This window comes from Corallococcus sp. CA054B (assembly GCF_003611625.1).
GTDB lineage: Bacteria > Myxococcota > Myxococcia > Myxococcales > Myxococcaceae > Corallococcus > Corallococcus coralloides.
The window spans coordinates 5,373-18,706 of record NZ_RAVY01000096.1 but is presented as its reverse complement, the minus strand read 5'-3'; the positions used below and the strand labels follow the sequence as shown (position 1 = coordinate 18,706).

General features: G+C 71.8%; 1 protein-coding gene (only partly in view). It reads left to right on the top strand.

Translation table 11 applies throughout. The annotated features are described in order from the left end of the window. Window positions 1–13,334 carry part of the coding region annotated (locus D7V80_RS22770; protein WP_120590149.1) for a non-ribosomal peptide synthase/polyketide synthase on the top strand (this coding region is incomplete at its 5' end). The annotated region extends 16,867 nt beyond the left edge of the window, so 13,334 of the 30,201 annotated nt are shown.

Here is a 13,334-nt window from a genome sequence, read left to right as displayed (position 1 = left end):
TCGCGCTGCTCCGGCGGACGTGGCAGACGGCCGTGGACCGCAACCCCAATCTGCGCACCGCGTTCGTGTGGGAGGGACTGGAGTCCCCGCTCCAGGCGGTGCACTCGCACGCCACGCTGCCGTTCGTCGTCCATGACTGGCGCCACCTGCCGGAGGCGGAGCAGCCGGCCGCGCTGGCGAAGCTCACGGCGGAGGACCGCGCGCGCGGCTTCGATGTGTCGCGGGCGCCACTGACGCGGATGACGGTGGTGCGCCTGGGGGATGCGCGCTGGCGCTTCCTCTGGAGTCACCACCACCTGGTGATGGACGGCTGGAGCATGGGTCTGTTCTTCCAGGAGGTCTTCGCCCTCTACGACACCCTGCGTGCCGGGGCGTCATTGCCTCCGTCCGGACGGCCTCCGTTCCGCGACTACATCGCGTGGCTGGGCCATCGCGACGAGCTGGAAGACGAGCGCTTCTGGCGCGACCAGCTCGCGGGGCTGTCGGCGCCCACGCCGCTGCCCGCCGCGAGGCCCGCCGCCGAGCGGCCCGCGGGTTCCGCCAACCCGCCCGACCTGGAGCTGAAGCTGTCGAAGGCGGACACCACCGCGCTGGAGGCCTTCGCGCGGAGGCATCAGCTCACGCTCAACACACTGGCGCAGGCGGCCTGGGCGCTGGTGCTGGCGCGCCACGCGGACACGCGCGACGTGCTCTTCGGCACCACGCTCTCCGGCCGTCCGCCGGAGCTGCCGGGTGCGGAGTCCATGCTGGGCCTGCTCATCACCACGCAGCCGGTGCGCATCACGCTGCCCGGTGACGGTGAGGCGCTGCTGCCGTGGCTCCAGGCACTCCAGGCGAAGCTGCTGGGCATCCAGCAACACCAGTACACGCCGCTCGTCAGCGCGCACGGCTGGAGCGACATCCCCCGCGGACAGCCGCTGTTCCAGTCGCTGCTCGTCTTCGAGAACTACCCGTTCGACGAATCGGTGCTGCGCCGCTTCAGCGCGATGGACCTGCGCGACCTGGAGCTGGGGGAGAGCACGAACTTCCCGCTGACGGCCACCGTGGTGCCGCACGACGAGCTGCAGCTGCGCCTGGCCTACGACGCGGGCCGCTTCGACGCGGACGCCGTGCGGCGCGTGCTGGGCCAGTGGCGGCAGGCGCTGGAGGACCTGCTCCAGCCGGACGCCCGGCTCGAGGACGTATCGCTGCTGTCCTCCGGGGACCGGGACTGGCTGCTGCGCACCGGCGCGGGCGGCGCCATGGACTTCGAGCGTGACGCCACGCTGCACGCACGCTTCGAACGGCAGGCCGCGGAGACGCCGGACGCGGACGCCGTCGTGTTCGGCGGGACGACGCTGTCGTTCCAGCAGCTCAACGCGCGGGCCAACGCACTCGCGTGGCACCTGCGGTCGCTCGGCGTGGGGCCCGAGGTGACGGTGGCGCTGTGCCTGGAGCGGTCGGCGGAGAGCGTCATCGCGCTGCTGGCGGTGCTCAAGGCCGGGGGCGCGTTCGTGCCGCTGGACCCGGCGGCGCCTGCCGCGCGCAAGGCCTTCGTCCTGAAGGATTGTGGCGCGTCCGTGCTGGTGACGACGCAGGCGCAGCAGGATGCGTGGCACCCGGAGGTGGCCCGCGTGGTTCGGCTGGACGCGGACCTTGTCGGACCCTCGGAAGGGCTCGCGGAGAACCCGCCGCCGTCGGCGGGCGCGGGCAATCTCGCCTACGTCATCTACACGTCCGGCTCCACGGGCACGCCCAAGGGCGTGATGGTACGGCACCGCTCACTGGCGCACCTGCGGCGCGCGATGCACGAAGCATGCTTCACCGGCGCGGCCCGGGGCATGCGGGTGGCGCTCAACGCGCCCTCCTTCTTCGACGTGTCGGTGGGGCAGCTGGTGCTGATGGTGGAGGGCCACTGCCTGTGCGTTGTCCCGGAGGACGTGAGGCGCGACCCGGAGGCGATGCTCGCGTGGCTGGAGCAGCAGCGGGTGGACGTCCTGGACTGCACGCCGTCGCAGTTCAAGCTGCTGCGGGAGGCCGGCTTCCTGGAGCAGGCACACGTGCCCGCGTACGTCCTCCTCGCCGGTGAGGCGGTGGACGAGGTGACGTGGCGCACGCTCGCGGCGACGCGGCGAACGCAGGCGTTCAACCTCTACGGCCCGACGGAGGTGACGGTGTATGCGACCTGGGCGTGCATCACGGGCTCGCCCCACGCCACGCCCGTCATTGGCCGGCCGCTGACGAACCTGAGCGCGTCCGTGCTGGACGCGCACCAGCGCCCCGTCCCCGTGGGGACGCCGGGAGAGCTGTGCCTCTCCGGTGAAGGCGTCACGCGCGGCTACCTGGGCCAGCCCGCCCTGACGGCGGAGCGCTTCGTGCCGGATCCGTTCAGCGCGGAACCGGGGGCACGCCTCTACCGCACGGGCGACAAGGCCCGCTGGCGCGAGGACGGCACGCTGGAGTACCTGGGCCGGTTGGACTTCCAGGTGAAGCTGCGCGGCTACCGCATCGAGCTGGGCGAAATCGAAGCCGCGCTGCGAGCGCACCCGGACATCCGGGACGCGGTCGTCCGCCTCCACGACGACCGGCTCATCGCCTATGTCGCGCCCCAGGTGGACACCGCGCCCCTGCGTCAGCAGCTCCGGCGGACCCTGCCGGAGTACATGGTGCCCGCCGCGTTCATCGCGCTGGACGCCCTGCCCCTCACGCCCAACGGCAAGGTGGACCGCAAGGCGCTGCCCGCGCCGGAGGCCACCCCCGCCCAGGTGCGCGTCGTCGAACCGCCCGCGACGCCCACCGAGGCGACGCTGGCCACGCTGTGGAGCGAGGTGCTGCGAGTCCCGGCGGTGGGCCGTCATGACGGCTTCTTCGAGCTGGGAGGCCATTCGCTGCTGGCCACGCAGCTCGTCTCGCGGGTGCGCGCGCGCTTCGGAATGGAGCTGCCCCTGCGGGCCCTGCTGGAAGGGCCCACCGTGGCGGAGCTGGCGCGCCGCATCGACGCGCTCCAGCCGTCCCAGCGGAAAGCAGCGTCCGCGCCCGCGCTGCCCTCACTGAGCCGCGTGGAACGGCCGGACGTGCTGCCGTTGTCCTTCGCGCAGCAGCGCCTGTGGTTCATCGAGCAGCTGGGCACCGCGGGGACCGCCTACAGCCTCCCGTACCTGCTGGACCTGGACGGCTCGCTGGATGTCATCGTCCTGCTGGCCGCGTTTGACGAGCTGGTGCGCCGCCACGAAGCGCTGCGCACGACCTTCCGTTCGGACGAAGGCACGCCGTCGCAGGTCATCCACCCGCCGTTCCCCATGGCCCTGCGGCACGCGGACCTGTCCGCGCTCCCGACGCCCGAGGCCCGGGAGGCGGAGGTGTCGCGGCTGGCGCGGGAAGAGGCCTCCAGCCCGTTCGACCTGGAGCAGGGCCCGCTGTTCCGGGGGCTCCTGATGAAGCTGGGGCCCACGAAGCACGTGCTGCTGCTCAACACGCACCACATCGTCACCGATGGCTGGTCCACCGGCGTGCTGGTGCGGGAGATGGGCGCGCTCTACGCGGCGTTCGTGGCGGAGCAGCCGTCACCCCTGCCGGAGCTCACGGTGCAGTTCGCGGACCACGCCCTCTGGCAGCGCGCCTGGTTGCAGGGCGACGTGTTGGAGTCGCAGCTGGCGTACTGGCGCGACCAGCTGGAGGGCGCCGCGCCCTACCTGGAGCTGCCCACGGACCACCCGCGTCCGGTCCGTCAGGAGGCCTATCGCGCCGGCGCGCGGACCTTCGTCCTGTCGCGGGAGCTGAGCGAAGCGGTGGAGGCGTACGCGCGGCAGGTGTCCGCCACGCCCTTCATGGTGCTGCTCGCGGCCTTCCAGTGGATGCTGCACCGGTACTCCGGGCAGGAGGACGTGCTCGTGGGGGCGCCCATCGCGGGCCGTCGCCACGCCGAGGCGGAGTCGTTGATCGGCTTCCTCGCGAACACCCTCGTGCTGCGCACCCGGGTGCGCGGGACGTGGGGCTTCCGGGAGCTGCTGGAACAGGTGCGCGCCACCACGCTGGGCGCGTACGAGCATCAGGACCTCCCCTTCGAGAAGCTGGTGGAGGTGCTCCAGCCGGAGCGTGACCTGGGCCGCTCGCCGCTCTTCCAGGTGACGTTCGCGCTCCAGAACGCCCCCATGCCGGAGCTGGCGCTGCCGGGGTTGAAGCTCAAGGCCCGGGAGCCCCTGAAGGAGTCCACCCTCTTCGACCTGCAATGCGAGCTGACCCGGGGACGGGACGGCTTCGAGGGCGTGCTGGGCTTCAACCAGGACCTGTTCGAGCCGGCCACGGTGGCCGGCATGGTGGAGCACCTGCGGGTGCTGCTGGAGTCCGCGCTCCACTCGCCGGACCTGCGGCTGCCAGAGCTGCCGTGGTTCTCACCGGCGGAGCGCCAGCGGCTGCTCTCGGATTGGAGCGGCACCTCACGCGACTTCCCGCGTGACGCGTCCGTGGGCGCCCTCTTCGCGGAACAGGCCGCGCGCACGCCGGACGCCACGGCGCTGAAGGCCGGGGAGCGGCGGATGTCCTACGCGGCGCTGGACCGGGCGTCGAACCAGCTCGCGCACCACCTGCGGCGTCAGGGCGTGCGGCCCGGCCACCGGGTGGGCCTGTGCGTGGAGCGTTCGTTCGAGGGAATCACCGCCCTGCTCGGCATCCTGAAGGCCGGCGCGGCCTACGTGCCGGTGGACCCCCATGCTCCCGCGGAGCGCATCGCGTGGGTGCTGCGTGAGGCGGGCGTCAGCCTGCTCGTGACGGAGGAAGCGGTGGCCGACGAACTGCCGGCCATGACGGACCTCCTGGTCCTGCTGGACGCGGACGCCGCCGCCATCGCACGGCAGCCCGAAGCGGCGCTGGACGTGTCGGTGTCCTCGGAGGCGTTGGCCTACGTGATGTTCACGTCGGGAAGTACGGGGCGCCCCAAGGGCGTCAGCGTCCCGCACCGGGGCATCACGCGCCTGGTGCGCGGCGCGGACTTCATCCACTTCGGCCCCGAAGAGGTCTTCCTCCACCTGGCATCCCTCGCCTTCGACGCGTCCACGCTGGAGGTCTGGGGCGCGCTGCTGAACGGCGCAACGCTGGTGGTTGCCCCCGCGGGCGCGCTGTCGCTTGGAGACACGGGAGCGCTGCTGCGGCGCGAGGGCATCACCACGCTGTGGCTCACCGCTGCCCTCTACGAGCAGATGGTGCTGCACCAGGGTGACGCGCTGGCTCGGGTGAAGCAGGTGCTGGCGGGCGGTGACGTGCTGCCCGTGGATCGCGTGCGGGAACACCTCAAGCGGCTGCCCCCGGGGGCCGTGCTGGTCAACGGCTACGGCCCCACGGAGAACACGACGTTCTCCGCCACGCACACGCTGCGCGCTGGGGACACCGTGGGCCGCTCGGTGCCCATCGGCCGGCCGCTGTCGAACTCCACGGCGTGGGTGCTGGACGCGGCGCTCCAGCCCGTGCCGCCGGGAGTGCCGGGCACGCTGTACGTGGGCGGAGACGGCCTGGCCTGGGGTTACCTCCAGCGCCCGGACCTCACCGCCGAACGCTTCATCCCCCACCCCTTCGCCACTGAACCCGGAGCGCGTCTCTACGACACGGGCGACCGCGTGCGCTGGCAGCGTGACGGGACGTTGGAGTTCCTGGGCCGCACCGACTTCCAGGTGAAGCTGCGAGGCTTCCGCGTGGAACCGGGCGAAATCGAAGCGGTGCTGCGCCAGTCGCCGGAAGTCCAGGAGGCGGTGGTCGTGGTGCGTGAGGACGTGCCCGGCGACAAGCGCCTGGTCGCCTATGTCGTGAGCGGCGAGCGCCTGGACACGGGAGCCCTACGGGCAGCCGTGCAGAAGCAGCTGCCGGACTACATGGTGCCGTCCGCCATCGTGGTGCTGCCGAAGCTGCCCCTGAGCGCCAACGGCAAGGTGGACCGCAAGGCCCTGCCCGCGCCCCAGGCCCGTGTCGCGGACAGCTCCACCGCCGTCCCCCGAAGCGCGCTGGAGAAGACGCTCGCGGACATCTGGGCGGAGGTGTTGCACCTGGAGACCGTGGACATCCACGGCGACTTCTTCGAACTGGGTGGGCACTCGCTGCTGGCCACGCAGGTCGTGTCGCGCATTCGTTCATCGCTGGGCGTGGAGCTGCCGCTGGGCGAGCTGTTCCGGTCTCCCACGGTGGCCTCACTGGCGGAGCGGCTGGTGGATGCCCGCCGCACCCAGGCGCCGCCGCTGGTCCGCGCCGAGCGCACGTCCGCGCCGCCGCTGTCCTTCGCGCAGCAGCGGCTGTGGTTCATCGACCAGTTGGAACCGGGCAGCCCGCTCTACAACGTGCCGCTGGCGCTGAGCCTCACCGGCGACCTGGACGTGGAAGCACTGCGTGGAAGCCTGGACGCGCTGATGGCGCGGCATGAATCGCTGCGCACCACGTTCCGCATGGAGGCCGGCAAGCCCGTGCAGGACATCCGTCCGGAGGGCCACGTCCCGCTGGAGACGGTGGACCTGACGGTCCTGGGCAGCCGCGCCGCGAGGCAGGCCGAGGCCCAGCGCCTGGGTCACGCGGAGACGCTGAAGCCGTTCGACCTGAAGCGCGGACCGGTCATCCGCGCGCTGCTGATGAAGCTGGATGAACGGGAGCACGTGCTGGTGCTGCACCTGCACCACATCGTCTCCGACGGCTGGTCGCTGGGCATCCTCGTGCGGGAGCTCACGGCCCTCTATGAGGCCATGCGCGCGGGCCGTTCCGCCGTCCTGCCGGAGCTGCCGGTGCAGTACGCGGATTACGCCGTCTGGCAGCGCGGCTGGCTCCAGGGCGGCGTGCTCCAGGCGCAGGTCGAGTGGTGGAAGCAGCAGCTGTCCGGAGCGTCCTTCGTGCTGGACATGCCCACGGACTGGCCGCGGACGGTGGGTGCTGACCGGCGCGGTGGGCGGATCCAGGTGTCACTGCCTCGCGCTCTCAGCGAGCGCGTGGACGCACTGGCGCAGGCCGAAGGCGCCACGCCCTTCATGGCGCTGCTGGCGGCGTTCCAGGCCGTGCTGTCGCGAGTCTCCGGACAGGACGATGTGCTGGTGGGCTCGCCCATCGCGAACCGCCGCCACGCGGAGACGGAGGGCCTCATCGGCTTCTTCGTGAACATGCTGGTGCTGCGCGGGCGCTTCGGCGCGAGGACGACGTTCCGCGAGCTGCTCGCGCAGGTGCGCGCCACCACGCTGGGCGCGTACGAGCACCAGGACATCCCGTTCGAACACCTGGTGGAAGCGCTCCAGCCCGAGCGCGACCTGGGCCGCACGCCGCTCTTCCAGGCGATGTTCGCGCTCCAGAACGCGCCCGTGACGGAGCTGGCGGTGCCCGGACTCACCGTGGCGCCAGCGCACCTGGAGGGTGCCGCCCCTTCGCAGTTCGAGCTGGCCCTGAACATGAGCCGCTCCGCGGAAGGCTACGAGGGCCACCTGGGCTTCGCGGCGGACCTGTTCGACACGGCCACCATCGAGCGGCTCTTCGCCCAGGTGCGGCGGTTGCTGGAGGCCGTGTGCGGCGCGCCGGACGTGCCGCTGGCGGACGTGTCGCTTGTCTCGCCGGAGGAGCTGGTGCGGCTGGTGCGCATGAGCAGCGGCGAGCGGGTGGACTTCGAGCGTGACGCCACGCTGCACGCACGCTTCGAGCGGCAGGCCGCGGAGACGCCGGACGCGGACGCCGTCGTGTTCGGTGGGACGACGCTGTCCTTCCAACAGCTCAACGCGCGGGCCAACTCACTCGCGTGGCACCTGCGGTCGCTCGGCGTGGGGCCCGAGGTGACGGTGGCGCTGTGCCTGGAGCGGTCGGCGGAGAGCGTCGTCGCGCTGCTGGCGGTGCTCAAGGCCGGGGGCGCGTTCGTGCCGCTGGACCCGGCGGCGCCCGCCGCGCGCAAGGCCTTCGTCCTGAAGGATTGTGGCGCGTCCGTGCTGGTGACGACGCAGGCGCAGCAGGAAGCGTGGTCCCCGGCGGTGCCCCATGTGGTGCGGCTGGACGCGGACCTTGTCGGACCCTCGGAAGGGCTCGCGGAGAACCCGCCGCCGTCGGCGGGCGCGGGCAATCTCGCCTACGTCATCTACACGTCGGGCTCCACGGGCACGCCCAAGGGCGTGATGGTACGGCACCGCTCACTGGCGCACCTGCGGCGCGCGATGCACGAAGCATGCTTCACCGGCGCGGCCCGGGTCATGCGGGTGGCGCTCAACGCGCCGTCCTTCTTCGACGTGTCGGTGGGCCAGCTGGTGCTGATGGTGGAGGGCCACTGCCTGTGCGTTGTCCCGGAGGACGTGAGGCGCGACCCGGAGGCGATGCTCGCGTGGCTGGAGCAGCAGCGGGTGGACGTCCTGGACTGCACGCCGTCGCAGTTCAAGCTGCTGCGGGAGGCCGGCTTCCTGGAGCAGGCACACGTGCCCGCGTACGTCCTCCTCGCCGGTGAGGCGGTGGACGAGGTGACGTGGCGCACGCTCGCGGCGACGCGGCGAACGCAGGCGTTCAACCTCTACGGCCCGACGGAGGTGACGGTGTATGCGACCTGGGCGTGCATCACGGGCTCGCCCCACGCCACGCCCGTCATTGGCCGGCCGCTGACGAACCTGAGCGCGTCCGTGCTGGACGCGCACCAGCGCCCCGTCCCCGTGGGGACGCCGGGAGAGCTGTGCCTCTCCGGTGAAGGCGTCACGCGCGGCTACCTGGGCCAGCCCGCCCTGACGGCGGAGCGCTTCGTGCCGGATCCGTTCAGCGCGGAACCGGGGGCACGCCTCTACCGCACGGGCGACAAGGCCCGCTGGCGCGAGGACGGCACGCTGGAGTACCTGGGCCGGTTGGACTTCCAGGTGAAGCTGCGCGGCTACCGCATCGAACTCGGCGAAATCGAAGCCGCGCTGCGAGTGCACCCGGACATCCGGGACGCGGTCGTCCGCCTCCACGACGACCGGCTCATCGCCTATGTCGCGCCCCAGGTGGACACCGCGCCCCTGCGTCAGCAGCTCCGGCGGACCCTGCCGGAGTACATGGTGCCCGCCGCGTTCATCGCGCTGGGCGCCCTGCCCCTCACGCCCAACGGCAAGGTGGACCGCAAGGCGCTGCCCGCGCCGGGGGCGCGGCTGCATGCGGCGCGTTCTTACGAGGCCCCGGCGACACCCGCGGAGGTGGCCCTGGCCTCGCTGTGGGAGGAGCTGTTGAACGTGCCCGTGGTGGGCCGCAACGACCACTTCTTCGAGCTGGGCGGACACTCGCTGTTGGCCACGCAGCTGGTCTCCCGCATCCGCGCCCGCTTCGGCGTGGACGTGAGAGTCCGGGCGCTGTTTGAGTCCCCCACCGTGGCGGCGCTCGCCCAGCGGCTGCCGGATGCACCGGAGGCCAACGCCCTCCCGCCCCTGCGTCCAGCGACGAGCACCGGTCCGCATCCGCTGTCGTTCGCACAGCAGCGGCTGTGGTTCATCGATCAGCTCGACCCGGGCAGCGCGCTCTACAACATGCCCTCGGCGCTGCGCCTCTCCGGCACGGTGGACGTGCCCGCGCTCCGGCAGGCCTTCGATGCGCTGGTGGAACGCCACGAAGCGCTGCGCACGACGTTCGAATCCCACGACGGCGAACCCCGCCAGCACGTGCACCCTGCCCCCACCGGAGTTCTGTCGGTGGTGGACCTGACGGGCCTGCCTGACGACACACGTGAGATGGAGGCCGTGCGGCTCGCGAGCGAGGACGCGCTGAAGCCCTTCGACCTCGCCATGGGACCGCTGGTGCGGCTCACGCTCTTGAAGCTGGGCGAAGCGGATCACGTGCTGCTGTTGTGCATGCACCACGCCATTGGCGACGGCTGGTCCATGGGCATCCTGGTGCGTGAAGTCACCGCGCTCTACGAGGCCTTCCGGCAAGGCCAGCCCTCGCCGCTGGCTCCGCTGCCGGTGCAGTACCCGGACTTCGCCGTGTGGCAGCGCGGCTGGCTCCAGGGCGAGGTGCTGGACGCGCAGCTCGCGTGGTGGACGCAGCAGTTGGCCGGAGCCCCACAGGCCCTGGCCCTGCCCTCCGACAAGCCGCGTCCGCCGCAGCGGTCCGCGAGGGGCGCGACGTTCCCGGTGCGCCTGTCGCAGCCGTTGAGCGAAGCCGTGGAGGCCCTGGCCCAGCGCGAAGGGGCCACGCCCTTCATGCTGTTGCTCGCGGCGTTCCAGACGCTGCTGCACCGGTACTCCGGTCAGGAGGACCTGCTGGTGGGCACGTCCATCGCGGGACGGCGCCACGCGGAGACGGAGGGCCTCATCGGCTTCTTCGTCAACACGCTGGTGCTGCGCGCACGGTTCGACAGTCGCCCGTCGTTCCGGAACCTGCTCGCGCAGGTGCGCACCACCACGCTGGGCGCGTATGAACACCAGGACATCCCCTTCGAGCGCCTGGTGGAGGCCGTGCAGCCCGCGCGCGACCTGTCGCGCACGCCGCTCATCCAGGCCCTCTTCACGCTCCAGAACATGCCGGACGCGGAGGTGCGCCTGCCGGAGCTGACGCTGCGCCCGGTGGAGGTGGACCTGGCCTCGACGAAGTTCGACCTGGACCTGACGCTGGCCCGTACGGAGCGGGGCTTCGAGGGCGTCCTCTCCTACGCCACGGACCTCTTCGAACCCGCCACGGCCCGCCGGCTCTCGGATCACTTCCTCCAGCTGCTGGAAGCCGCCGTCGCCCGGCCGGACGCGAAGGTGGACAGCCTGCCCCTGCTGACGGCGGAGGAGCGCCAGTGGGTGCTGGAGGAGTGGAGCGGCGAGACGGCTCCCTTCGAAGCCGACGTGCCCTTCCACGCGCGCTTCGAACAGCAGGTGACGCGCACGCCCAAGGCACCCGCCGTGGTGATGGGCGACACGACGGTGTCGTTCCACCAGCTCAACGTGCGCGCGAACCAGCTGGCGCATTACCTGCGCACGCTGGGCGTGGGCCCGGATGTACCGGTGGCCTTCTGCCTGGAGCGCTCGCCGGAGGCCATCGTCGCCATCCTGGGCATCCTCAAGGCGGGCGGCGCCTACGTGCCGCTCGACCCGGCGGCTCCTGAAGCGCGACGGGCCTTCATCCTGGAGAACAGCGGCGCGACCGTGCTGCTGACCACCCAGGCGCAGGTGGAGTCGTGGCAGCCGCCTGCGCGGCACGTGGTGCGGCTGGACGCGGACGCGCGGCGCATCGAAGCGTCCTCGCCGGGCAACCCGCGTTCGGGCGTGCGGCCGGAGCATCTGGCCTACGTCATCTACACGTCGGGCTCCACGGGCGTGCCCAAGGGCGTGATGATCCAGCACCGCTCGCTGGCGCACCTGCGGCGCGCGATGAACGAAGCCTGCTTCGACCGGGCGTCGTCCCGGCCGCTGCGGGCCAGCGTCAACGCGCCGTACTTCTTCGACGCGTCGGTCCAGCAGCTGTCGCTGATGTTGGACGGCCACTGCCTGTTCCTCGTCCCGGAGGCCGTGCGGCGGGATCCGGAGGCGATGCTCGCGTGGGTGGCGCAGCACCGCATCGACGTGCTGGACACCACGCCGTCGCAGTACCAGCTGTTGCTGGAGGCGGGCCTGCTGGAGCGAGAGCACGTGCCGGCGCTCTGCTCCATCGGAGGCGAGGCGATGGACGAGGTGACGTGGCGCACGCTCGCGGCGACGGAGCGGACCTGGGCCTTCAACGCCTACGGTCCGACCGAGATCACCGTGAACGCGACCCTCGCCCCCATCCAGGGCAGCCCCATGCCCACGCCCGTCATCGGGCGCCCGTTGCTGAACCTGGACGTGTACGTCCTGGATGCGAACCTGAACCCCGTGTCCGTGGGCGTCCCGGGCGAGCTCTACATCGCGGGCGAGGGCCTGGCGCGCGGCTACCGCAACCGGCCGGACCTCACGGCGGAGCGCTTCATCCCCCACCCGTTCAGCGCGGAGCCCGGGGCGCGGATGTACCGCTCGGGTGACCGGGTCCGGTGGATGCAGGATGGCACCCTGGAGTACCTGGGCCGGGTCGACTTCCAGGTGAAGCTGCGCGGCTACCGCATCGAGCTGGGGGAGATTGAAGCCGCGCTGCGTGCGTCTCCGGGCGTCCGCGACGCGACGGTATTGCTGCGGGAGGATGTCCCCGGCCTCCCGCGACTGGTGGCGTACGTGACGCCGGAGGTGGACACCGCGACGCTGCGGGGACACCTGCAGCGTTCGTTGCCGGAGTACATGGTCCCGGCCGCCTACGTCGCCCTGCCCGTCCTGCCGCTGACGCCCAACGGCAAGGTGGACCGCAAGGCGCTGCCCGTCCCCGTGGACGGACCCGTGAGCACCGAGACCCATGTGGGCCCCAGGAACGAAGCCGAGGCGCGGATCGCGGCGCTCTGGGCGGAGGCGCTGGGCGTGTCCACCGTGGACGTGCGCACCAGCTTCTTCGAGCTGGGAGGGCACTCGCTGCTGGCGGTGCGGCTGATGGCGGCGGTGCACCGGGAGACGGGCCGGAAGCTCCCGCTGTCGGCGCTCTTCCAGGCTCCCAGCGTGGAGCGGTTCGCGGTCCTGCTGGGAGAGGCCGAGCCGAAGCCCTTCACCCCGCTGGTGCCCTTCACGAAGGGAGGCACGGGCAGCGTGCCTCCGTTCTTCTGCGTGCACCCGGTGGGAGGCAACGTGCTGGCCTACGCGGAGCTCGCGCGGAGGCTGGGACCGGATCAGCCCTTCTACGGCCTCCAGGCCCGCGGCCTGGACGGTACGGATCAGCCACTGGACACCGTGGAGTCCCTGGCCGCCAGCTACGTGCGGGTGGTGCGAGAGGCCCAGCCCCACGGCCCGTATCACCTGGGCGGTTGGTCCCTGGGCGGCGTCATCGCCTACGAGATGGCGCATCAGCTCCGCGAAGCAGGTGAAGCGGTGGTGCTGGTGGCGATGATCGACTCGTACGTGCCCCAGGCGGTGCCGGACTCGGAGCCGGACCTGGACCGCACGCTGGCGGTGGGCCTGTTCGCGCAGGACCTGATGGGCGTGTCGCTGGCGGACCTGGACGTGGACACGGCGGAGCTGGCGACGCTGGAGCCTGAAGCCGCGCTCGCGAAGGTGCTGGAGTCCGCGGCCCGGTCCGGCGCGCTGCCTTCCGGAGTGGACGCCACGGCTCTCTTCCAGGTCTTCGAGGCGAACCTCGAAGCGGCCCGGCGCTACCACCCGCCCGCGATGGATCAGCGCGTGGTGCGCATCCAGGCGGAGGAGCTCGCCGATGACACGGGCACGGGAGACGGCGGCTGGACGGCGCTTGTTGGGGACCGGCTGGAGTCGCACTGCCTCCCGGGCACCCACTACACCCTGCTACGCGATCCGGTGGTGCAGTCCGTGGCGGAGTTGCTGATGAAGGCGCTCCGCGACGCGGGCAAGAAGTAA